Source organism: Kribbella koreensis (genome assembly GCF_039525325.1).
Taxonomy (GTDB): domain Bacteria; phylum Actinomycetota; class Actinomycetes; order Propionibacteriales; family Kribbellaceae; genus Kribbella; species Kribbella koreensis.
The window spans coordinates 295286-318039 of the sequence record NZ_BAAAHK010000009.1 but is presented as its reverse complement, the minus strand read 5'-3'; the positions used below and the strand labels follow the sequence as shown (position 1 = coordinate 318039).

General features: G+C 68.7%; 20 protein-coding genes, 1 tRNA gene and 1 pseudogene. 14 read left to right on the top strand and 8 right to left on the bottom strand.

The features are described from left to right. Positions 1-26: 26 nt before the first annotated feature. Positions 27-506, top strand: a pseudogene (locus ABD116_RS41825) (recombinase family protein); the annotation flags it as partial. 132 nt (positions 507-638) lie between these two features. Continuing rightward, complete coding sequence (locus ABD116_RS21080; RefSeq protein ID WP_343972662.1) at positions 639-1751, top strand: recombinase family protein; 1113 nt, start codon at positions 639-641, stop codon at positions 1749-1751. On the opposite strand, the gene ABD116_RS21075 is transcribed toward ABD116_RS21080, so the two are convergent. Further along, positions 1733-1817: transfer RNA gene (locus ABD116_RS21075), tRNA-Leu, on the bottom strand. The genes ABD116_RS21080 and ABD116_RS21075 overlap by 19 nt on opposite strands. A gap of 90 nt (positions 1818-1907) precedes the next feature. On the opposite strand from ABD116_RS21075, the gene ABD116_RS21070 reads away from it, so the two are divergent. Further along, positions 1908-3236 carry a M20/M25/M40 family metallo-hydrolase gene (locus tag ABD116_RS21070; RefSeq protein ID WP_343972659.1) on the top strand — a complete coding sequence of 443 codons (1329 nt, stop codon included), beginning with the start codon at positions 1908-1910 and terminating at the stop codon, positions 3234-3236. 5 nt (positions 3237-3241) lie between these two features. Further along, positions 3242-4003 (top strand): SDR family NAD(P)-dependent oxidoreductase, encoded by a 762-nt coding sequence (locus ABD116_RS21065; RefSeq protein ID WP_343972656.1) that lies wholly within the window; start codon positions 3242-3244, stop codon positions 4001-4003. 50 nt (positions 4004-4053) lie between these two features. Here ABD116_RS21065 and ABD116_RS21060 read toward each other — a convergent pair whose 3' ends face one another. Continuing rightward, on the bottom strand, positions 4054-8103 hold the full coding sequence (locus ABD116_RS21060; protein WP_343972654.1) for a S8 family serine peptidase: 4050 nt from the start codon (positions 8101-8103) through the stop codon (positions 4054-4056). Between the two features lie 138 nt (positions 8104-8241). Between ABD116_RS21060 and ABD116_RS21055 the strand changes: the two genes are divergently transcribed. Beyond that, entirely contained in the window at positions 8242-9216 is a 975-nt protein-coding gene (locus ABD116_RS21055) for a helix-turn-helix domain-containing protein (protein ID WP_343972651.1), read from the top strand. Between the two features lie 15 nt (positions 9217-9231). Here the strand turns inward: ABD116_RS21055 and ABD116_RS21050 are convergent, their stop codons facing one another. Continuing rightward, entirely contained in the window at positions 9232-10116 is an 885-nt protein-coding gene (locus ABD116_RS21050) for a LysR family transcriptional regulator (protein WP_343972648.1), read from the bottom strand. 73 nt (positions 10117-10189) lie between these two features. On the opposite strand from ABD116_RS21050, the gene ABD116_RS21045 reads away from it, so the two are divergent. Both ABD116_RS21045 and ABD116_RS21040 read left to right on the top strand, forming a co-directional pair. After that, a complete protein-coding gene (locus ABD116_RS21045) occupies positions 10190-11431 on the top strand; it encodes an MFS transporter (protein ID WP_343972645.1) in 1242 nt (413 codons plus the stop codon). After that, complete coding sequence (locus ABD116_RS21040) at positions 11388-12131, top strand: N-acetyltransferase (RefSeq protein WP_343972642.1); 744 nt, start codon at positions 11388-11390, stop codon at positions 12129-12131. The genes ABD116_RS21045 and ABD116_RS21040 overlap by 44 nt, the downstream gene beginning before the upstream one ends. Here the strand turns inward: ABD116_RS21040 and ABD116_RS21035 are convergent. Together ABD116_RS21035 and ABD116_RS21030 are read right to left on the bottom strand one after the other, a co-directional pair. Then, positions 12128-12313, bottom strand: a complete 186-nt coding sequence (locus ABD116_RS21035) for a DUF5703 family protein (protein WP_185445878.1) — start codon at positions 12311-12313, stop codon at positions 12128-12130. The two genes, ABD116_RS21040 and ABD116_RS21035, sit on opposite strands and share 4 nt — an antisense overlap. Before the next feature lie 34 nt (positions 12314-12347). After that, on the bottom strand, positions 12348-13289 hold the full coding sequence (locus ABD116_RS21030) for an aldo/keto reductase (RefSeq protein ID WP_270138833.1): 942 nt from the start codon (positions 13287-13289) through the stop codon (positions 12348-12350). A gap of 51 nt (positions 13290-13340) precedes the next feature. Between ABD116_RS21030 and ABD116_RS21025 the strand changes: the two genes are divergently transcribed. Together ABD116_RS21025 and ABD116_RS21020 are read left to right on the top strand one after the other, a co-directional pair. Next, positions 13341-14399, top strand: coding sequence for an LLM class F420-dependent oxidoreductase (locus ABD116_RS21025; RefSeq protein ID WP_343972634.1), 1059 nt, complete (start codon positions 13341-13343; stop codon positions 14397-14399). 6 nt (positions 14400-14405) lie between these two features. Beyond that, on the top strand, positions 14406-15233 hold the full coding sequence (locus tag ABD116_RS21020; protein ID WP_343972631.1) for an undecaprenyl-diphosphate phosphatase: 828 nt from the start codon (positions 14406-14408) through the stop codon (positions 15231-15233). 115 nt (positions 15234-15348) lie between these two features. Here ABD116_RS21020 and corA read toward each other — a convergent pair whose 3' ends face one another. Next, the gene (gene corA / locus ABD116_RS21015) at positions 15349-16332 is read right to left on the bottom strand and encodes a magnesium/cobalt transporter CorA (protein ID WP_343972628.1); all 984 of its coding nucleotides are present in this window, start codon (positions 16330-16332) and stop codon (positions 15349-15351) included. A 49-nt stretch (positions 16333-16381) separates the two neighbouring features. Between corA and ABD116_RS21010 the strand changes: the two genes are divergently transcribed. The 3 genes from ABD116_RS21010 to ABD116_RS21000 all read left to right on the top strand — a co-directional run bounded on the left by ABD116_RS21010 (position 16382) and on the right by ABD116_RS21000 (position 18556). Then, a complete protein-coding gene (locus ABD116_RS21010; RefSeq protein ID WP_343972625.1) occupies positions 16382-17092 on the top strand; it encodes a histidine phosphatase family protein in 711 nt (236 codons plus the stop codon). A 100-nt stretch (positions 17093-17192) separates the two neighbouring features. Beyond that, entirely contained in the window at positions 17193-17768 is a 576-nt protein-coding gene (locus ABD116_RS21005) for a DUF3090 domain-containing protein (RefSeq protein WP_343972622.1), read from the top strand. Further along, entirely contained in the window at positions 17765-18556 is a 792-nt protein-coding gene (locus ABD116_RS21000; protein WP_343972619.1) for an SCO1664 family protein, read from the top strand. Before ABD116_RS21005 ends, ABD116_RS21000 begins: the two co-directional genes overlap by 4 nt. Here the strand turns inward: ABD116_RS21000 and ABD116_RS20995 are convergent. Next, positions 18553-19455, bottom strand: a complete 903-nt coding sequence (locus ABD116_RS20995) for an AraC family transcriptional regulator (RefSeq protein WP_343972616.1) — start codon at positions 19453-19455, stop codon at positions 18553-18555. The genes ABD116_RS21000 and ABD116_RS20995 overlap by 4 nt on opposite strands. 89 nt (positions 19456-19544) lie before the next feature. Between ABD116_RS20995 and ABD116_RS20990 the strand changes: the two genes are divergently transcribed. Together ABD116_RS20990 and mshC are read left to right on the top strand one after the other, a co-directional pair. Then, a complete protein-coding gene (locus tag ABD116_RS20990) occupies positions 19545-20354 on the top strand; it encodes an NAD(P)H-binding protein (protein ID WP_343972613.1) in 810 nt (269 codons plus the stop codon). Positions 20355-20437: 83 nt separating this feature from the next. Then, complete coding sequence (mshC, locus tag ABD116_RS20985) at positions 20438-21658, top strand: cysteine--1-D-myo-inosityl 2-amino-2-deoxy-alpha-D-glucopyranoside ligase (RefSeq protein WP_343972610.1); 1221 nt, start codon at positions 20438-20440, stop codon at positions 21656-21658. Positions 21659-21860: 202 nt separating this feature from the next. Here the strand turns inward: mshC and ABD116_RS20980 are convergent, their stop codons facing one another. Further along, positions 21861-22754 (bottom strand): hypothetical protein, encoded by an 894-nt coding sequence (locus ABD116_RS20980; RefSeq protein WP_343972608.1) that lies wholly within the window; start codon positions 22752-22754, stop codon positions 21861-21863.

Genomic DNA, 22754 nt, shown 5'->3' with positions numbered 1-22754 from the left:
GGGGGACCTTGGATGAGCTGTTGGGGATGGAGGCGTTGGCGGCTGACGCCGGCAACGCGGGTGGGGTTGGGCGATTGGCGTTTTATGGGCGGTGTTCGACTGAGGACAATCAGGATCCGGCCACGTCGAAGGCCTGGCAGGTGGGGGAGGCGGCTCGGTTTGTTGAGCCGTTGGGTGGCGAGATTGTTGAGGAGTTCTTCGATATTGGGCAGTCTCGGTCGTTGCCTTGGGAGCGTAGGGGCGAGGCCAATCGGGTGTTGCAGGCGCTCAAGGATCCCGGGCGTGGGTGGGATGGGTTGGTGGTGGGGGAGGCGACTCGGTGTTGGTTCAGTAATCAGTTCAGTCTGACGTGGCCGAAGTTTGATCGGTATGGGGTGTCCCTGTGGATACCGAGTCTGGGTGGGCGGTTTGATCCGGAGAACACGGTGCATGACATGGCGATGACGATTACTGGTGGGTTGTCGAAGTCTGAGCGGCAGCATGTGCAGCGGCGGGTTCGGGCGGCGATGGCTGCTCAGGTGTTGATTGATGGGCGGTATCAGGGTGGGCGGCCGCCGTACGGGTATCTGGTGGTGGATGGTGGGCCTCATCCGCATCCGCGGAAGGCGCAGGAGGGGCAGCGGTTGCGGGTGTTGGTGGTGGATGACGCCGCGGCGGCGGTGGTTCAGCGGATCTTTGAGATGTATCTCGCCGGGTGGGGGAGCAAGGCGATCGCGGAGCAGTTGAATCGGGATGGGGTGCCGTGTCCGTCGGCGCATGCGCCGCAGCAGAATCGGCACCGGAAGATGGACGGGTGGCAGCACTCGGCTGTCGTTGCGATTCTGGAGAATCCGCGGTACACGGGGTACGCGATCTATGGGCGGTGGCAGAAGGTTGAGGAGTTGCTTGATCCGGAGGATGTTGCTGCGGGCTACATCGCTCGGTTCAAGCGGTCGCCGCAGGCGAAGATCGTGCGGTCGCGGGAGCCAGCGCATCCGGCGATCGTGTCAGTGGAGACATTCACTGCTGCTCAGCTCGAGAAGCGTAAGAGGCGGGTCGGCGGGGTCAACGGGTGGTCCTCCAGGGGCCGCCAGCGGGTTTCGAAGAAGCGGACCTACGAGCTGCGTGGGCGGGTCAGGTGTGGGATCTGTGACCGCAAGATGGAGGGGGCTGCGCGGCACAAGGAGGTGAAGTACTACCGGTGCAACGCCCGGACCTTGCTGCCGGAATCGGTGACGGCGCTGGCGCACCCGCAGCAGATTTATCTTCGGGAGGACCTGGTCACGCAGGCGATCAATCGGTGGATCGGGGAGTTGTTCGGGCCGTTGAATCGGCAGGTAACGATTGACTTACTTCTGGCGTCCGATGACAGTTCGGCGCGTCGCGACGAGCACATGGCGCAGTTGCACGGGCGCGTTGCGGCGGCTGAGGTCGTGATGGGGCGCTTGCAGCGAGCGTTGAATTCCGGATGGGATCCGGCGGCGCTGCGGGAGCAGTACAACGCTGCTGTGGCGGAGAAGCGGGCTGCTGAGACGGCGATCACACAGGTTCCTCCTGAGGCGGTGATGAGCCGCGAGGAACTGGAGGGGTACGTCGATCAGCTGGGAGATATGGCTCGGGCTCTGGAGAGAGCGGAACCGGAGGAGAGGAGCCAGCTGTATGGAGCGCTGAGGCTCTCACTGGTCTATCACCACGTCGATCAGATTCTCGACGTGGAGGTCGACCCGTTGGCCGACCGTGTGGATAAGTTGCGTGTCCGAGGGGGGACTTGAACCCCCACGTCCCGTAAAGGACACTAGCACCTCAAGCTAGCGCGTCTGCCATTCCGCCACCCGGACGAGTGGTGTCTGCCGCTGTGCGGCGTCGACTGGAGAACCTTAGCAAACCCCACGGGTGAATTTCACATCGGGCCCTGGCAGGGTGGGGGTATGACTTTTTCGAGCCCCGGTGACCAGTCCTACAGCCCTGACGCCGAGGTGGTGGAGCTGTGTAGTGAGTTGATCCGGTTCGACACGACCAACTACGGGAACGGGAAGAGCAACGGGGAGCGGGACGCCGCGGAGTACGTCGCGGCGAAGTTGGGTGAGGTGGGGATCGACTCGACGATTTATGAGTCGGAGCCTGGGCGGGCGTCGTTGGTGGCGACCTGGGAGGGTGAGGATCCAGAGGCTGAGCCGTTGCTGGTGCATGGGCATTTGGATGTGGTGCCGGCGGATCCGAAGGACTGGAAGGTGGATCCGTTCGCGGGGGAGATTTTCGACGGGTGCGTGTGGGGGCGCGGCGCGGTCGACATGAAGGACTTCGACGCGATGGTGATCTCCGTCGTGCGGGCGCGGCAGCGGGCGGGAGTGAAGCCGCGGCGGCCGGTGCGGTTGGTGTTCACGGCGGATGAGGAGGCCGGTGGGCTGTACGGGGCCCAGTGGCTGATCAAGAACCATCCGGAGACGGTCTCGGACTGCACCGAGGGGATCGGTGAGGTCGGTGGGTTCTCGGTGACGATGAAGGACGACCTGCGGTTGTACCTGATCGAGACCGCCGAGAAGGGGATGAACTGGATGCGGCTCAAGGCGCGCGGTACGGCGGGCCACGGGTCGATGGTGAACAACGACAACGCGGTGACGAACCTGGTCGAGGCGGTCACCCGGATCGGCAACCACGAATGGCCGTTGCGGTTGACGCCGACGGTCAAGGAGTTCCTCAAGACGCTCGAGGACGTGCTCGGGACCGAGCTCGATCCCGAGGACATGACCGAGACGCTGGCCAAGCTCGGGAGCTTCAGCCGGATGTTCGGGGCAACAATCCGCAACACCGCCAACCCAACGATGCTGAGCGCGGGGTACAAGGTCAACGTGATCCCTGGCGATGCCGAGGCGCATGTCGACGGGCGGTTCCTGCCGGGGTACGAGGACGAGTTCTTCGCCACTATCGACGAGTTGCTCGGCGACAAGGTGCAGCGCGAGACGGTGATCGAGGACATCGCGCTGGAGACCAGCTACGACGGCCGGCTGGTCGAGATCATGAAGTCGGTACTCAAGGCGGAGGACCCGCAGAGCCGGACGGCGCCGTTGCTGATGTCGGGCGGTACGGACGCCAAGTCCTGGTCCCGGCTCGGTGTCCGGTGCTTCGGATTCGTGCCGCTGCAGCTGCCGCCGGATCTGGACTTCATGGGTATGTTCCACGGCATCGACGAGCGGGTGCCGACCGCGTCCCTGGAGTTCGGCTCCCGGGTGCTGGACCGATTCTTCTCGGAGGCCTGACAACGATGGATCTGCAGCTGGCGGGGCTCAAGGCGTTGGTGACCGGTGGGACCAAGGGGATCGGGCACGCGATCGTCGAAGGTCTGGTGGCGGAAGGGGCCGCCGTCGCGTTCTGTGCCCGGACCGAGGCCGATGTCACGGCATCGACGGAGAAGTTGAAGGCAGCCGGCGCGACCGTGAGCGGACGGGCAGTGGACGTCGGCGACGCGGAAGCGCTTTCCCAGTGGGTACGTGACAGCGCTGCCGAACTGGGTGGCATCGACGTCGTGGTCTCCAATGTGAGCGCCCTCGCGATCGGCGAGGGCGAGGAGTTCTGGCAGCAGAGCTTCCAGGTCGACATGATGGGGACGGTCCGGCTGGTCAACGCCGCGATGCCGTTTCTCGAGGAGAGCCGGGCGCCGTCGATCGTCACCGTGTCGAGCGTGTCCGGCCGGGAGATCGATTTTGCCGCCGGCGCCTACGGCACGTTCAAGGCGGCGATCGTGCACTACACCCAGGGGCTCGCGTATCAGCTTGCCGGCAAGGGGATCCGGGCCAACTCGATCTCGCCCGGCAACACCTACTTCCCAGGTGGCGTGTGGGAGAGCATCGAGCAGAACAACCCCGAGTTCTTCCAAGAAGCCCTCGCCCTGAACCCGACCGGCCGGATGGCCCGCCCCGACGAGATCGCCCGCGCCGCGGTCTTCCTGGCCAGCCCCGTCGCCAGCTTCATCACCGGCACCAACCTGGTCGTCGACGGGGCCCTGACCCGAGGCGTGCAGTTCTGAGGACGGGGAGCGGCGTGCTGCCGCTCCCCGGCCCGCTAGTAGGGGTACGGCTAGTAGGAGAACTGCTGTAGCTGGGTGCCGTCCGGGCTGTACGTCCAGGCCGAGCGGGTGGCCGGGTCCAGCTGGAGCGAGGTGTCCTGTACGCCGTGCAGCAGCAACCCACCGCGGTTGGTGACAATCCCGGTGTTGAGCGTACGGATCACCTTCCCGCTGGTGAGGTCGACGACCGCCACCTGGCTGGTCGCGTTGTTGTCGGAGACGACGCCCTGTTGGGAGCCGAAGTAGATCGCGCCTTCAGGGGCCGCGAACGACACCAGCGCGACGTGATGGATGCCGTCCACGGCGAGCGTGCTCGGCGTGCCCTTGCGCAACGCGAGCCCGTCGCCCGCGGTCTGGGTCGCCTCGTCGTACGGCGTGAGCGTCGTGGTCGGCGCGATCTTCGTGCTGACCGAGCCGGCCGCCAGGTTGTACAGCGTGCCCGCCCCGTCCGAGACGATCCCATGACCACAGGCCGACACCGATCCGACGGTGGTCACCGTCGCGGTGTCGAGGTCGATCTTGGCCGGCGCGACCCCGCCGAGGCAGAGGATCGCGCTGCCGATCTTGCCGAGGAACACACCGCCCGTGGACTGATCCAACTCCAGCAGGCTGTACGTTCCGGCCGCGACCGCACCGTTGCCATCAGCAATGATCGCCACCCCGACGCTGCCATCGGCGAGGGAGACAGGCAGGACCGAGTCGACGTTCCCGGTGATGGTGCGAACCAGTACGGCGGCCCGATTGCGCTTGGCATCGACCCTGCCGGCGACAACCCGGTACTCCGAAGCCCGGAGTACCGAATCACCGACCAGCGTGCCGTTCGCACTGTCCCAGGTCTCGAGCCGGACGTCGCCACCCGCCTGGGTCGCGTGCGCGAGCAGCACCCGGTGCGAGTCCGGGGCCACGCCGATCACGTGGTAGTCGGAACCGGCGCCGGGATCCGAGGTCAGTACGGCGCCGTAAGTGCCGGTCGCCGTCGAGTACCGCCGCACCTCGGCGCCACCGGCGACGGTGCGCAGCGCGGCGATCGAGTTGTCACCGGCAGCGATGAAGCTCAGGAGCGTACTGCCCTCAGGCGCGAGGCCGTCGTCGACGACCAGGTTCGAGACGGCTGACGCCTGGCCGGTGATGCGCTGCTTGCTGTCGACGGCGAGGACGCGGACGCTGTAGCCGGTGGAGGTGGCCAGGCCGAGGGACAGCGCGTTGAGCCGGACGGTGCCGGACGTCGTGGGGAGCGTCCTGGTCGCGGCGGACGGCGTGTTCACTCCGTCGTTGTCCAGCGTCGTGCCGTTGGCGTTGGTGAACGTGTTCATCGAGTTGAACAGCGTCGGCGCCGCGGCCGAGAACTCGACGACCGCCGACTTCGCGCCGGGAACGCCGTGGACGTCGTAGCTCAGCTCGAAGGTGGGCGCGGAGCGCGTCACGACCGCGCTGTGGACACCCGCGGCGAAGGTCGGTGCCTCGGGCCGGCTGAACTCGGAGCCGCCGTCGATCCGGATGGGGGCGAATTCGCCGTACTTGACGAAGCTGGGGTTGCCGCCGAAGCCCGACAGGACGATGCCGATGCCGTAGAGGCCGCCGCCGCCTTTGAAGGCGTCGGCCGGGATGGTGACGGTGCCGGTCGATGCGGTCAGGGGCTGGTGCCAGCCGGCGGAGAAGATCGGGCCGAGGGACGGGTTCCAGTGGCCGACGGTGGAGACCACCAGTTCGGGAGCGGTGGCGGTGGTGACGCCGGTCAGGTCGTACGAGACGGTGACCGGCTTACCTGCCCGAGCGGTCGCGGGCGCGAGCGGCGCGGTGGATTCGACGTACCGGCCGTCGCTCGGGCCAATGGCCAGGGTACGGCGGACAGCGGCCTGCACCGTGCCGTTGATCAGCACCTCGAAGGTGAGGTCGACACTGCGGTCGGTCGTGGAGGTCACCGGAAGTCCAGCCGCGGACAGAAGCTGGCGGGGCGTCACCCTGATCGCCGGGGTGGCGGAGGAGAAGCTGACCGGATGGTCTGAGCCGACGGTGAGCCGGTACTGCGTATTGCCGCCGCGAGGCATCCCGGTGACGTCCGCAGCGAACGTGACGGGGCCGACCAGGCCCTCGCCGTTGCCGCCGGAGGCCATGTCACCGAGGTCGATCCGGTTCTGGTCTGTGGTCTCGAGGAAGATGCCGCCGAGGCCTCCCACGGTGACCCGATGGGCGACCGAGAGCCGGATGATCGAGGGGTGGGCGTCCTTCAGCTTGCTGCCCAGCGCCTTCTCGGTAGCGGCGGTCACGTCGATCTGCGGCCCGACCTGCAGCTTCCGGTCGATCTGCGGCGGGGTCTCGACCCGACGGCCGGTCTCCGCGAGCAGGTCCCGGACCTGCCCAGGAGTGAGCCGATGACCTGCCAGTCGGCCGGCCTGCAACACCACTGCGGCGGCCGCGGCGATCTCGGGCGCCGACGCCGACGTACCGCCGTTGAACACCGCGCTGACCGCCTGCGCGGTGCCGCCGGCGGAATGCTGGAAGGCGATGATGTTGTCACTCGGGGCGGACAGGTCGAGCCGGCTGCCGAAGCCGGAGGAGAAGGTGCCGAAGCCACTGATCCGGGTCTCCGCGTAGGTGCCGGTGTGCGCGGCGCCGGAGTTCGCCGGTACTGCGAGGGTGTCGTCCAAGGTGGTCCCACCGGCGGCGATCGCGCCGGAGTCGGGAACCTGTGACGGCGTGGTGGTCAGCGCGACGTCGTCGATGGTGGTCGCGGAGGCGGCGTTCGCGGCCTTGTCGGTGGGGGTGCTGCCACCGTCGGGGCCGACCGCGGCGGGCGTGTAGAGCCTGGTGCCGTCGTTGGAGGAGATCGACACCACGATGCCGTCGTTCTTGACGATCGAGGCGACCACGGACCGGACGTACGGGTCGTCCTCCAGGTAGCGGCCCGGGAAACCGATCGAGTCGGTGCCGAAGCCGAGGCTCGCGGTGATCACGCTGGGCCGCGGTGTCTGGTGGGCGGCGGCCAGCAGCGCGCCGGCGATCTGCCTGATCGTCGGCTCCTGCGGGACGACCAGCCGGTAGCCGGCGCCCGGCGCGATGCCGAGCAGGTCGGTGTAGCCGGTGCCGGTGGCTTCAGCGCGCTGCTGATCGTGTGGCAGCGGTGCCATCACGCTGAAGTCGAGCAGTACCTCGCCGAGGACAGGGTCCTGGTTCTTGGTCGAGCCGGCCGGGTCGAGCGAACCGTCGGCGCCGGCGACGTAGGTGGGGATCAGGGGCATCGAGGGCAGATCGAGGTACCGCCGGCCGTCCTTCAGGACCGTGGTCGGGCCGTAGCCCTTCACATAGGCGTCCCCGGCATCGGCCATCGACTGGTCGGTGAGGTCGCCGACGGACACGTTGGTGATGATCTCGCCGGTGCCGGGCTGCTGGCCGAAGTTCTTCTGAAGGGTGCTGAAGGCACCCATCGCGTTGACCCCGCCGGCGTTGAGGAAGGCCTGGGCGGAGTTCGACACGGCATAGTTCGTCGGTACCTCGGTAGAGCTGGAGTCAGCGGGTGGAGGCGGCGTCTTGGTCGCGTAGCTGGGCAGTGACTGCGGCCCGGCGTTCATGGTGTTCACGTAGCGATCCGGTTCGGCGTACGCGACGCCCGAGGTGCCCTGGAGGGTGCTGGCGACTGCTGCGGAGTCCTTCTCCCGGACGCTGACCACGTAGGTCCTGGACAGATCAGGTGCGTCAGCGGTGGAGAGCGTGGGGAACAGCGGGTGCAGGGAGGTTGCGCCCGCCGCGCGCAGCTTGGCGTTGAGAGTCTTGTCGCTGGTCTGCGGGGCGCGGGCGGCCAGCCGGCGCTGAGCAGGTCCGGCGAGCGCTGGCCCGGTCACCGAGGTGTTCTGGTTCAGAGTGACCAGTACCTGACCTGGTACTACACCCTGCCGTTGGCCGGGAGGCGTGGCCGCGCTACCCAGCGGCGTACTGGCAACGGGCGGCTGAGCCGGAGTGCTGGGTGCGGCGGAGGCAAGGGTGGAGCTGCCGGAGACGATGGTGGCTGTCAGAGCCATCACGGTGAGAGTCGCGGCGCCGTACCGGAACTGGGCATGGGGCATTGGCGGGCCCTTCGAATAGGACACAGTGGGGAGGACTTCAGATGGAGAATGTCAACGCAGACACCAACGGCACAAGGAATGTGGGTGGCTGAAGTACGCCGGGTGGCGGAGAGTCGCCACCGGCACGGCGGAGGTTTCATGAAACTGGATGTGCTGGGACTCACCGACGAAACGGAGCGCGTCTATACCGCTTTGGTCGGGCTGCCGCATTGCACTGCTTCGGAGCTGGCCGAGGCCTGCGGACTGACCGCGGCTACTGTCGGCCGGCTGCTCTCCGGTCTGGTCAGGGACGGCCTCGCCACCCGGAGTGCCGGCCGGCCGCCGCGCTTCGCCGCCACCGTCCCCGATGTCTCGGTCGCCGCACTGATCGACGAGCAGCAGCATCGGCTGGACGAGGCCCGCTCGATGGTCCACCAGCTGATGGAGACCTACCGGGAGGCGGCCCGGATCACGCATCCGGAGCTGGCGGTCGAGCTGCTCACCGATCGCGACGACATCAGCTCGGCGGTGGCCCGGATGACGGCTGACGCGCGCCGGGAGATCCGCGCGTTCGACCGGCCGCCGTACGTCGACAGGCCGGGCGTGAACCTCGATCTGCAGATCGAGCGTCAGCGGCACGGCGTGAGCCACCGGGTGATCTACAGCCAGGAGGCGGTGGCGTGGCCGGGCCGGATGACCTCCGATATCGCGCCCAGCATCAGAGCGGGGGAGAAGGCCCGGGTACGGCCCGAGCTGCCACTGAAGCTGGTGATCAGCGACAACCAGTTGGCGATCATCCCGTTCAGCCTGGCGGCCGGTGGTCAGTCGGCGGCGTACCTCATCCACCAGTCGCCGATGCTGGTGGCACTCGAGTCCCTCTTCGAAGGCGAATGGGAACGCGCCGCCGTCTTGTCAGCGGCCGGAGAGCAGGTCGACGACGGGACGCAGCCGGACGAGGAGACCCGATGCCTGCTGGAGCTGCTCGCCTCCGGGCTCACCGATACGGCGATCGCCCGCTCGCAGGGCTGGAGCGAACGGACCACCCAACGGCGGATCCATCGGCTGATGCAGGAGCTCGGCGCCTCGACCCGCTTCCAGGCCAGCCTTACCGCGGCCCGCCGCGGCTGGCTGTGACGCGCAAGACCTCGATCAGCGTGCCGAGGCACGACGCACAGACGTCAGGTGGAGAGCGTCCCGCAAGGTCGGGAGGAGGGCGAGTAGGCGTGGGGGTGGAGTCGTGCCGGTGATCATGCTGAGGGTCAGGCGGTAGCGGAAGGGAGCGGGGACCAGGCGTTCGCCGGGGAAGAGCTCATGGGAGAGGGCGCTGCGGGGGACCAGGGCCAGCTGGGAGCGACGGCGGGCCATGGCGACGGTGGTGGCGAGGGTGATGCCACGGCGGGCCTTGGCGCCGTGGGCGATCAGGCGGGTGCGGATCTCGTCGGCGCCGAGATCGTAGGTGGAGAAGGGGAGATCGCGCTGTCTCAGCGGGTACTTCCCGGTGCCGGGTGGGGCGACGCCGGCTGGGACGAAGAGGACCAGTTCGTCGCGGCCGACCGGGCGGGCGACGGCGCCGCGGGGGAGGACCATCTGGTCGGCGATCGCGATGAAGGCGGCGTCCATGGTGCCCTCGGCAACTAGTCCGACCAGGAACCGGCCGTGGTCGACCTCTTGGGCGATGTCGACGTCGGGGAGCTCGGCGTCCAGTACCGGGAAGAGGACCGGCGCGAGACTGGCGAAGGTGCCGATGGAGAGGCGCTCGCCGGCGACGGCTGCCCGGGTGGCGGCGTAGACCCCGTCGAGGTGGTCGAGGATGTGCTCGGCCCGGCGGGCCAGTTCGTGGCCGGCGGCGGTGGGGCGGGCACCTCGGGTGTCGCGGGTGAAGAGTTCGGTGCCGCAGCTGCGTTCGATCCTTGCCAGACGCTGGGATGCCGAGGGTTGGGAGATCCGCAGTTCGCGGGCGGCAGTACCGACCGAGCCGGTTCTGCTGATCGCGAGGACGAGTTGCAGGTCCTCGACCGAAGGTAATGAGGCCATAGGCCCAGCCTATGACTGATGGCCTGTTGCTGCCGGCTACCAGGGGCGACTCGACGCGACGACCATCGAAGGTGTGAGAGCTCGCCGGGATGCGTTGTTTCTGTTGGCAGGCAGTGGTTCCGCGGATCTGGCTCTGCGGTTCACGCAGGTGGCGTTGCCGCTGGTGGTGTTGCAGCAGACGGGGTCGGTGGCGGCGACCGGGCTGGCCGGTGGATGTGCTGGGGTGCCGGTTCTGTTGTCGCCGTGGTGGGCTCGGCGGGCTAGGCAGTGGGTTGATTCGGGGACGCGGCTGGCGGTGCTCGCGGTTGTTCAGGCGGCGGCGTTGGCGATGGTTCCGGCGGCGGCCGTGTTCGGGTTGCTGCAGGCATGGGTGTTGATCGCGAGTGGGCTGCTGCTGGGCTGTGCGGACGCGTTGTCGGCTCCGGGGCGGAGTGCGCTGCTCGCTGATACCGGAGATCGGTGGGGGCCTGACCGGGCGGTGTTGTTGCTGACCTGGCAGGACGGGATCCGGCGGGTCGGGATGGTGCTGGGTGCGCCCGCTGGGGCGTTGGCGGTGGCGGCTGGGTTCACCGACTCGATGTTGTGGGTGGAGGCGGTTGCCGTATTGATTGCCGGGCTGCTCGCGATCGGGATCGTCGGGGAGCGCTCTCCGGTCGTGGTGGAGGCGCCCTCGATCCGGGGGAGTCTGGCGGGGCGGCCGGACGTTCTGTATGGCTGGATCGCCCGTGGGACGGGGTCATTCACCTGGTTCGCGTTTCCGCTCGGGTTGTCCGTGATCGGTGCTGAGCGCGGCCGGCCGGGCGTCTATCTCGCGGCCGGGATGTCCGGCTATGGCTTGGGGTCGGTGGTGGGCACGATCGCGTCGCTGGCCGTGGTCCGGCGTTTCTCACCGGCGCCGCTGGCCGCTCTCGCCTGGACGCTGATGGGTGTGTGCTGGATCGGGATGGGGATCTGGACGACGCCGCCGGCGATCGCCGGTGTGGCCGCGCTCTCCGGAGCGACGCTGGTGCTCGGGATCACGGCGATCTCGCGAGTGATCACGAGATCGTCGACCGGAGCCGAGCGGCGCGCGTTGCTCTCCGGGCAGACCGTCGTGGTGAACGCGGGCAGCTCGGCCGGCCTGCTGGTCGGTGGATCGGTGATCGCGGCCGCGGGCGCGGAACACACGTTGATCGGGGCAGGCTGCTTGACTGCTGCAGTTGCCCTCGCAGTCCTGGTGCTCAGGAGAAATACGGCTGCAGCGCAGAGCGCTCCCTGCCAGACTGCGATTCATGTCCGACGCGATCGTGATCACCACCCTGGCCGAGCGGCCTGAGCTGTTCGAGTTGCTGGACGGGTTCAAGGGCGGCTGGCCGACGTTCATGGCGCAGGACCCGATCGGTGGCTCGCTGATGGGCCGGGTGCCGGAGCTGTTCCCCGAGCACTGCCTGATGGCGATGGAGGGCGACGTCCTGGTCGCGCACGGACGGAGCATCCCGTTCGAGTACCCGAACGAGGACCGCACCGACCTCCCCAGCGGAGGCTGGGACCGGGCGCTGATCTGGGGCGTCGCGGACCACCGCCACGGCCGTACGCCGACAGTCGCCAGCGCCCTGGAGATCTCGATCACCGCCAGCCACCTCGGCCGGGGACTGTCCCACGAGATGCTCGCGACCATGCGCCGCAATGTCCAGGCGATGGGCCTGAAGACGCTCTATGCGCCGGTCCGCCCGAACGGCAAGCAGGATCCGCACCAGCCGATGAGCGAGTACATCCAGCAGGTCCGTGATGACGGCCTGCCGGTCGACCCCTGGCTGCGGGTGCACGTTAAGGCCGGCGCCGAGATCGTGCAGGTCGCGGAGCGGTCGATGGTGATGGCGGGGTCGCTGGCCGAGTGGCGCGAATGGACCGGGCTGCCGTTCGACCGCACGGGCGAGGTCGTCGTCCCGAAGGCATTGGTGCCGGTGCGTTGTGACGTCGAGCACAACTACGCCGTGTACGTCGAACCCAACGTCTGGGTCCGGCACGACCTCTAGAGGGTCCGCATCACCTTGATGATGCGGCGGCGGAGCCAGACCCGGCGGGTGCCGTCGGGATAGCGCCGGAGCCGGGCGAGCTCCCAGCCGCCGTACTCGGCATGCTCAGTCAGCAGCCGCCGCACAGCTCCACGCGTCTCCGTCCGGGACACCTCGAACTGCTGCAACTCGTATTCGGCCATCCGCACCTCCGAACCTTCCGGAACAAGCATTACCTCACGAAACATCCTCCAGCGCCGCCACGATGGCCGGCGGCAGAGTCAGCTCCTCCACACCCAGTACCGACTTCAGCTGCATCGCCGTCCGGGCCCCGACGATCGCCGCGGTCACCCCGGGCCGGTCCCTGACCCAGGTGAGCGCCACCTCGAGCGGGGTCCAGCCCAGTCCGTCAGCGGCACGGGCGACCGCTTCCACGATGCCCGAACCTCGCCCGTCGAGATAGGGGTCGACGAATCTGGACAGATGCTGAGACGCGGCCCGCGAGTCCGCCGGGATGCCGGTCCGGTACTTCCCAGTCAACACACCCCGCCCAAGCGGCGACCACGCCAGTACGCCGATGCCGAGCCCACCAGCGGCCCGGATGGCGTCCGCCTCGGCGTCCCGGGCGAGCAGCGAGTACTCCACCTGGTTCGAGACCGGTACGGCGCGCCCTGGCCAGGCCTGCTGCCAGGTGACCGCCCGGGCTGACTTCCAGCCGGCGTAGTTGGACACGCCGACGTACCGGACCTTGCCCGAGCTCACCGCGTGATCCAGCGCCGACAAGGTCTCCTCGAGCGGCACGTCGTCCGACCAGGTGTGGAGCTGCCACAGGTCGATGTAGTCGACGTTCAGCCGCCGCAGGGACCCCTCCAGGTCGCGTAGGAGCGCGCCGCGGGAGGTGTCGGTGATCCGCTCGCCCCGCCGGACGCTGAAGCCGGCCTTCGTCGCGATCACCAGGTCGTCACGGTCCACCACGTCGCCGAGCAGCGACCCGATCAGCCGCTCGCTGTCACCGTCCCCGTACGCCGCCGCGGTGTCGACCAGGGTGCCACCGGCGGCCACGAACGCGGCCAGCTGCTCGCGCGCCTCGTGTTCGTCGGTGTCGCGTCCCCAGGACATGGTGCCCAGGCCGAGCCTGCTCACCGTGAGGCCACTGTGACCGAGATAGCGCTGCTGCATGGAGCGAGCCTATTGCGGGCCACCGACAAGGGCTCGTTAGGCTCGCCTGTCATGCGACTCGGACTCAACATCGGCTTCGTCTTCGGTGGCGACGACCACCTCGATCATCTGAGGCTGGTGAAGGAGGCCGAAGCACTCGGATTCTCGGTCACCTGGGCCGCGGAGGCGTACGGCTCGGACGCCGCCACGCTGCTCAGCTGGATCGCCGCCCAGACCTCCACCATCGACATCGGGGCCGCGGTCTTCCAGATCCCGGCCCGGACACCGGCCATGACCGCGATGACGGCAGCCACCCTGGACCGGCTCTCGAACGGCCGGTTCCGCCTCGGCCTCGGCGTGTCGGGCCCGCAGGTGTCGGAGGGCTGGCACGGCGTCCGGTTTGCTCAGCCGTTGCTCAGGACCCGTGAGTACGTTGAGATCGTGAACTCGGCGATGCGCAGGGAGACCGTCAAGTTCGAGGGCAAGTACTTCACGCTGCCGCTGCCCGACGGCCCCGGCAAGCCGCTCAAGCTGTCCATCCGGCCGGTCCGTGACCACGTACCGGTCTATCTGGCCGCGGTCGGCCCGAAGAACCTCGAGCTGGCCGGCGAGATCGCCGACGGCTGGCTCGGCATCCTCAACGACCCCTCGTTCCTGGGAGAGCAGTTGAACTTGATCAAGGCGGGTCGAGCGACCCGCCAAGCTGGTCTCGGCATGGACGGGTTCGACGTCGTCGCGTCGGTCCCGGTCGTGGTCGGAGACGACATCGAGGCTGGCGCGGACCCGATCCGCGGCTACACCGCGCTCTACATCGGCGGGATGGGCAGCCGGGAGAAGAACTTCTACAACAACCTCGCGGTCCGGATGGGCTACGCCGACGAGGCCAAGGAGATCCAGGACCTGTACCTGGCCAAGAAGCACCGCGAGGCGATGGCCGCCGTACCGCTCGGCTTCATCGACTCGATCTCGCTGCTCGGCGGCAAGGAACGGATCGCCGACAAGCTCACGGCGTACGCCGAAGCCGGGACGACGACCGTCGCCCTGACCCCGTTCGAGCCGACCGTGGAGCAGCGCATCGCGACCCTGCGCACGGTGGCCGAAGCCCTCGACCTCGCCGGGATCGGTGACTGACACCCCATGTCGATCTGGGACGCCATCATCCTCGGCATCGTCGAGGGCCTGACCGAATTCCTGCCCGTGTCCAGCACGGGCCACCTGACCATCGCCGCGAAGCTGCTCGGCCAGAAGATCGACGACCCGGCCGTCACCGCGTTCACCGCGGTGATCCAGTTCGGCGCGATCGCGGCCGTGGTGCTGTTCATGTGGAAGGACATCAGCCGGTACGCCGTCGCCTGGTTCCGCGGCCTGCGCCACCCCGAGTACCGCGGTGAGTTCGACCACCGGATGGGCTGGTTCGTGATCGTCGGCTCGCTGCCGATCTGCGTCATCGGCTTCCTGGCCAAGGACATCATCTCCGGCCCGCTGCGCAGCATGTGGTGGGTCGCGGGCTCGCTGATCGTCTGGTCGTTCTTCATGGTCGCGGCCGAGAAACTGGGCAGCAAGACGCGGCCGCTGACCCGGATCACGCTGATCGACGCGATCGTGATGGGCCTGATCCAGTGCCTGGCGCTGATCCCCGGCGTTTCCCGCTCCGGCGCGACCATCACGGCCGGTCTGTTCCGCGGCCTGGACCGGGTCGCCTCGACCCGGATGGCGTTCCTGCTCGGCATCCCGGCGCTGGTCGGCGCGGCGGTCTTCGAGCTGAAGGACGCGCTCGGCGGCGACATCGGCCCGGTACCGCTGCTGGTCGGCACGATCGTCAGCTTCATCGTCGGCTACGCCTCGGTCGCCTGGCTGATCCGCTTCGTCGCCAAGCACTCGACCTCGATCTTCGCCTTCTACCGGGTCCTGCTCGGCGTCGTCATCCTGCTCCTGCTCGCCACCAGCACGATCACCGCGACCTGACGCCGGCCGGCATCCGGCCACGGCCGGTACGACGAGACGCCCGGGCTGCTCCCAGCGCCCGGGCGTCTCGTCGTACCGGCTCAGACGCACCGGGCAGCGTTCTGGTTCAGTCGGTCTACGAGGGACCGAGCCAGCCGGCCTTGCGGAAGCCGGCGTACATGCTGGTGCAGGTGACGACCATCAGGGCGACGACGGCGTAGTAGCCGTAGTGCCAGCGCAGCTCGGGCATGTTGTGGAAGTTCATCCCGTAGACACCGGCGATCATCGTCGGCGCGGCGGCGATCGCGACCCAGGCGGAGATCCGGCGCATGTCGTCGTTCTGCTGGACCGAGACGCGGGCGAGATGCGCGTTCAGAGCCGAGCTGAGCAGGGTGTCGAGCGCCTCGGTCTGGTCGGAGACGCGGATCACGTGGTCGGCAACGTCGCGGAAGAACGGCGCGGCCTCGTGGCTGATCCCCGGTACGGCGCCGTGCGCGAACGCCTCGATCGGCTCCCGCAGCGGAGCGATCGCCCGGCGCATCTCCAGCACCTCGCGCTTGAGCGTGTAGATCCGCTCCGCGTCGCTGGTGCGCTCGGGGGAGAAGACCGAGGTCTCCACCTCGTCGACGTCGACCTCGACGGCCTCCGCGACCGTCTCGTACCCGTCCACGATCGAGTCGCAGATCGCCCAGAGCACGGCGGCCGGGCCGTGGCCGAGGACCGCCGCCCGGTCCTCGAGATCCTGGCGGGCGGTGGTCAGTGGGGCGCCCTCGCCGTGCCGGACGGTGACGACGTACCGGCGGCCGACGAAGATGCTGACCTGGCCGGTCTCGACGGCGTCCTCGGCGTCGACGTACCAGAGCGTGCGCAGGACCATCACGAACGAGTCGTCGTAGCGCTCGACCTTGGGCCGCTGATGCGGTTCGAGCGCGTCCTCGACGGCGAGCGGGTGCAGGCCGAACAGTTCCTGGACCCGGGCCAGCTCGGCCTCGGACGGCTCGTACAGGCCGACCCAGCCGAACGCCTCCTGGTCGGTGCCGATGGTCCGCGCGACCGTCTCGGGGTCCTTGGGCAGGTCGTGCCGCAGACCCTCCGAATAGACCCCGCAATCCACGATCACGGTCACATCATGGCATCGGTGACTTGCCCGACCGGATAACGTGCGGTCTATGCCCACGGTGATTCTGGTCCGGCACGGACGCAGCAGTGCCAATACCTCCGGCGTACTGGCCGGGCGGACGCCAGGGGTGAAGCTCGACGAGACCGGCCTCCAGCAGGCGGCCGCGGTGGGCGAGCGGCTCGCCGCACTGCCGCTGGCCGCGATCGTCACCTCGCCTCTGGACCGCTGCAAGCAGACGGCGGCGGCGATCGCCAAGCACCACCCGGCGTTGCGTCCGGCAACGGACCGGCGGCTGACGGAGTGCGGGTACGGCGACTGGACCGGGCAGAAGATCGCCACCCTCGCCAAGGACCCGCTCTGGGCGGTCGTCCAGCAGCACCCGTCCGGTGTCACGTTCCCGAACGGCGAGTCGATGCGCGGGATGCAGCAGCGCGCCGTGGACGCGATCCGCGCGCATGACGCGGCGATCGCGGCCTCGCACGGGGAGAGCGCGGTCTGGGTGGCCGTGTCGCACGGCGACGTGATCAAGGCGATCGTGTCCGACGCGCTCGGCCAGCATCTGGACAGCTTCCAGCGGATCGTCGTCGACACCGCCTCGACCACGATCATCACCTACACCAAGACCCGCCCGTTCCTGGTCCGGCTGAACGACTCGGGCAGCGAGCTCACGTCGCTGATCCCGAAGCCGCCGGAGAAGGCGAAGGGCCGGGCGAAGAAGTCCGGAGTACAGTCCTCTGACGCCGTAGTAGGCGGACGGTAACTAGAACATGCCCGGTAGCTTCCTGCGTGCTGCGCGGCACTCGGCACGGCATCTGCTCGCGACTGCAGGAAGCTACCGGGCATGTTCTAGGGTCTAAGGCATGGCGCGCGTAGTGCATTCGTATGACGATCCGGACCGGTTCGTCGCCGGCACCGTCGGTGAACCCGGTGCCCGGACCTTTTTCCTGCAGGCCAGGGCGGGTAACCGGCTGACCTCGGTGGCCTGTGAGAAGGAACAGGTGATGGCGCTCGCGGAGCGGCTGGACGTGATGCTGGACGAGGTCGCGCGGCGGTTCGACCGCGAGCCGGCCGCGCTGACCACGGTCGACGACACCGATCCGCTGGAGCAGCCGATCGAGGAGGAGTTCCGGGCCGGCACCATGACGCTGGCCTGGGAGGCCGACGCCGAGAAGGTGGTGATCGAGGTCTTCGCGGTGGTGGTGGCCGGCGAGCAGGCCGAGGAGGAGCCCGACCCGGTGGCGGCGGCGCTGGAGGCTGATGACGCCGAGGTGTTCATCGTCCGGATCAGCGAGGAGCAGGCTCGCGCGTTCGCCCGCCGGGCCGTCGCGCTGGTCGCGTCCGGCCGGCCGAGCTGCCCGTTCTGCGGCCGTCCGATCGACCCGGAGGGGCACATCTGCCCGCGCGCCAACGGCTACCGCAGGCACGTCCGCGAATGATCGACCCGGACCTGCTCGCACGTGGCGAGCTGGATCTGCTCGGCCGGCTGGTGGCCGCGTCCAACGGGACCTTTCAGGGCACGGTGAGCCTCGACGGCTCGTCGGCGACGGTGGTCTACAAGCCCGTCGAGGGTGAGCGGCCGTTGTGGGACTTCCCGGACGGGACGCTGGCCGAGCGGGAGTACGCGGCGTACGTCGTGTCCGAGGCGCTCGGGTGGCACGTCGTACCGCCGACGCTGCTTCGGGATGGGCCGCTCGGGGTCGGCATGGTGCAGCTGTGGATCGATGAGATCGAGCTGGCGCCGGGCAAGACGGAGCTGGTCGACATCGTGCCGCAGGGGCGGGTGCCTGACGGTTGGGTCGGCGTGCTCGACGCGCTTGACGGGCGGCACAAGCCGGTGACGTTGGTGCACGCGGACAATCTGGAGTTGCAGCGGATGGCGGTGTTCGATGCCGTCGTCAACAACGCGGACCGCAAGGGCGGGCACGTGCTGAACCCTGGGGATGGTCGGGTGTTCGGTGTCGATCACGGGGTCACGTTCAACGCTGACGACAAGCTGCGGACGGTGCTGTGGGGATGGGCCGGTACGCCGGTACCGCCGGAGCTGCTCGAAGACGTCCGCAAACTGGCCGACGGGCTGACCGGTGAGGTCGGTGCTGAGCTGGCCGACCTGATCACCCCACTCGAACTGGCAGTCACCCGCGAGCGCTGCGCGACTCTGCTGAAGACCGGCAACTTCCCGACCCCGAGCGAAGACTGGCCCGCCATCCCCTGGCCGGCGTTTTAGACCCCTGCTGGTTGGCTCAGGTTGCTGGGGCTTACTCCTCGTTCTCGTTTGAAGGCGGTGCTGAAGCTGTAGGCGTCCGCGTAGCCGATTCGGCGGGCTACTGCCGCGACCGAGGCGCCTGGTTCGGCGAGGAGGTCGGCGGCCAGGGTCATGCGGAGGTCGGTGAGGTAGCCGAGGGGGCTTTCGCCGGTGAGGTCGGTGAAGCGTCGGGCGAGGGTGGTGCGGGAGACCTTCGCGTGCTCGGCGAGGGACGCGAGTGTCCATGGGGCTGCGGGGGAACTGTGCATGGCTTGGAGGACCGGGCCGATGACGTCGTCGCTGAGGGCGGTGTACCAGCGCGGGGAGTTGAGGTCGAACCAGTCGCGCAGGGTGCAGACCATCAGCCAGTCGAGGAGACGGTCGAGGCTGACCTGGCGACCGAGTTTGCCGGCGGCCAGGTTGTCCTCGAGGTAGGCGAGCAGCGGGGCGCAGTCGTAGTCGTCCTCGACGATCATCACCGGCGGAAGCGCATGGAGCAGACGCCTGGGGAGTTGTTGCCGGATGTAGTAGGCGCCCGCGAGCAGCACCGTGCCCCCGCCGGCGGCGGGGCCGGCGTCGGCCGGGCGGAGTGGCGTCGCACCGACGGTGCCGTCGCAGGTGACGTCGATGGGGTCTGGGGTGGCGGTCGGGTCGGTGGTGAACACGAAGGGGGCTGGGCCGCGGACTACGGTGGTGTCGCCGGGTTTGAGGTGGATGGTCTGGTCGTCGACGAGTAGCCAGCCTTCGCCGCGGAGTGGGGTGCAGAGGGTGAGGGCGGCGGCGTCGGTGAAGCGCAATGCCGAGCCGGTGGGGAGTACCGGCGTACCGAGGACGGCGCCGTTCGCGCGGACGGCGTACAGGAGCTCGTCGAGGGGATCCATGGCGCCACGCTAGACGGTGGGACCAATGGACATCCGCGTGGTGATTTCACGCATGGCCGGGGCGCGGGCGGCGCGGTTGGGTTGTGGGTATGACGATTCTGGTGCTGGCAGCGACAGGGAAGACCGGGCGGCGGCTGGTTCCGCGATTACGGGCCGAGGGCAACGACGTGCGGGCGGCGTCGCGGTCGGGGGAGGTGCGGTTCGACTGGGGTGAGCCGGCGAGGTGGGAGGCGGTGCTGGCCGGCGTACGGGCGGTGTATCTGGTGGCGCCGGACGATCCAGCGCCGATCGAGCGGTTCGTGGCCAAGGCCGAGCGGTCGGGGGTGGAGCGGTTCGTCGTGTTGTCGGGGCGGAAGCTCGATCAGGCCGGTGGCGCTTTCGGGCACGCGATGCTGACGGCCGAGCAGGTGGTCCAAGCGTCAGCGGCGGAGTGGACGGTGGTGCGGGCGAACAACTTCAACCAGAACTTCGATGAGTACACCTGGCGCGAACCGTTGCTGGCGGGGCGGCTGGAGTTGCCGATCGGGGCGATGGGGGAGCCGTTCATCGACGTACGGGATGTGGCTGAGGTGGCGGCGCTGGCGCTGGCCGGGGTCGGGCATGCGGGGCAGGTGTACGAGCTGTCGGGGCCGGATTCGATCACCTTCGCCGAGGCCGTCCGGATGATGTCCGAGGCGAGCGGGCGACCGATGGAGTACGCCGAGATCGCGGGCGCGGAGTACGAGGCAGGGCTGGTTGCTGAGGGCTATCCGGTCGAGGTCGCGGCGGAGTTGGGTGGACTGTTCGCGGTGATGCGGTCGGGGCTGATCACCGAACCCACCGACACCGTCGCGAAGCTGCTCGGGCGGCCGGCGATCGGCTTCGCGGAGTACGCCGCGCAGGCCTGGCGACCCCGCTAGCGCAGATCCGCCGGAATCGCGCGGCGGATCGGGGAGTGAGCCAGGTCGTGGCGCGAACTCGCTGACTGGATAGGCTCCGTCCTATGCAGGCGTGGACAAAACCAGAAATCCCGGTCGTACCCGGGCCGGCGCGGCGTCTTCGCCTCTACGACACCGCCTCGGCGGGTCCGGTGGAGGTGCCGCCGGGACCCGACGGGACGGCCCGGATCTACGTCTGCGGGATCACGCCGTACGACGCGACCCACATGGGCCACGCTGCGACGTACGTCACATTCGACCTGATCAACCGGCTCTGGCGCGACGCCGGGTACGACGTGCACTACACGCAGAACATCACCGATGTGGACGACCCGCTGCTCGAGCGGGCGACCGCGACCGGCGTCGACTGGACCGAGCTCGCGCTGGCCGAGATCCAGTTGTTCCGCGACGACATGACCGCGCTGCGGGTGATCCCGCCGCAGAACTACGTCGGCGTGGTCGAGTCGATCGACCTGGTCGTCGACTCGATCGAGGACCTGCAGAAGGCCGGTGCCGTCTACTCCGTGGACGACGACCTGTACTTCGCGGTGAAGGCCGACCCGGCGTTCGGTGGAGTCTCGGGCTATGACGTGGAGACCATGCGGGCGCTGTTCGCCGAGCGCGGCGGCGACCCGGATCGCGAGGGTAAGCGCGACCCGCTGGACAGCCTGCTGTGGCGGGCCGAGCGGCCGGGTGAGCCGGCTTGGGACTCGCCGTTCGGGCGTGGGCGGCCGGGGTGGCACGTGGAGTGCTCGGCGATCGCGCTGAAGCATCTCGGGATGACGTTCGACGTACAGGGTGGTGGGAGTGACCTGATCTTCCCGCACCACGAGATGTCGGCGAGCGGGGCGCAGGTGGCGACGGGGGAGCACCCGTTCGCACGCGCCTACGTGCACCAGGCGATGGTCGGCCTCGACGGCGAGAAGATGTCCAAGTCCAAGGGCAACCTGGTCCTGGTGTCCAAGGAGCGCCTCGCCGGCACCGACCCGATGGCTATCCGCCTGACGCTGCTCGCCCACCACTACCGCACCGACTGGTTCTGGACGGAGTCGGATCTGCTGGCAGCCCAGGAGCGCCTGGATGTCTGGCGCGGGGCTGTCGGCCGGGGCAGTGGTCCGGATGGGGCCGCTGCTGTCGACGCACTGCGCGCTGCCCTCACCAACGACCTGGACACCGTCGCAGCGCTTGCCGCCATCGACCGGTGGTCCGAGACCAACGGCGACGACCCCGAGGCCCCGGCGCTGGTCGCCCAGGCCGTCGACGCGCTGCTAGGCGTCCAGCTCTAACCAGCACGACAGCAGCGCCACGCGTACGCCGTACTGACGGGCGGACCGGCGGACCGGCGGACCGGCCAGAAGCGGCGACTTTGAACACCGAACGGCGACCTTGAACATGAAATAACGTGTTCAAGGTCGCCGCTTGGTGTTCAAGCCCACCCGTTCCTGTTCAAGCCCACCAGATGTGGGCTTGGACAGTGAATGGTAGGGGTCAGCCGGTGACCGGGTGGTGGGTCTTGACCGGGGTCGGGACCGGGGCTGCGGGGGCCGGGGCCTCGCGTGGCGGGATGGGCTGGGTCTTGGTGGGGGTGGGCTTCGGGGTCGGCTTGGCTGCGGGCTTGTTGCAGGTGGCCGAGGCGAGGCGGATGACCTCGGCGCCGCCGCCCAGGTTGATGGTCAAGCCGGTGATGGTGAAGGCGCCGTCGGAGTGCTTGGTCTGCTCGTTGACGGTGATGTTCGCCAGGGGAGCGGCCGGGATCGAGGCGCTCTGCTTCACGGTCGGTACCGCGATGCGGTGGCCGAGCAGGGTCAGCGCGCCGATGTCGACACCGCCCGTGTCACCGGAGCACCAGACGTTGACACCCTCGATGCCGAGCAGGGAGCTCGGGGGCGTCAGCAGCAGCTTGCACAGGTCGGGCAGGTTCTTGACCGGCAGGTCGATGGTGCTCAGATCCGGCAGTGGGATGCCCAGATCGGGCAGCGGCAGCTTCGGGATCGGCAGGTCGTCGGCACCCGTCGCGGGCAGTGTGTCGCAGCTCTTCTTCAGGTCCGGTGGGAGCTTGATCTGATCGAGGATGTTCGGCCCGACAGTGATGTCGAACAGCTCGACCGAGGCAGCGTCGTTGCCTGCCGTCGCCGTGCCGGCCCGCAAGGAGATCAGCGGGTTCTTCGGCAGCTCCAGCGCCGACGTGGTGTGCCGCTTGCCGTCCAGCGATTCGGCGTACGGAGTACGGGCCACGGGGACCTGTCCCTCGGCGCTGATCGCGTACGCCGACGAGGGCCGCGCGGCCGCGTTGCCCACCGGGGCACTCGCCACCAGCGTGAACGCCACGACCCCGGTCACGGCCGCGAACGTCGTGATGGTCGGTACCAGCTGTCGTCGCAT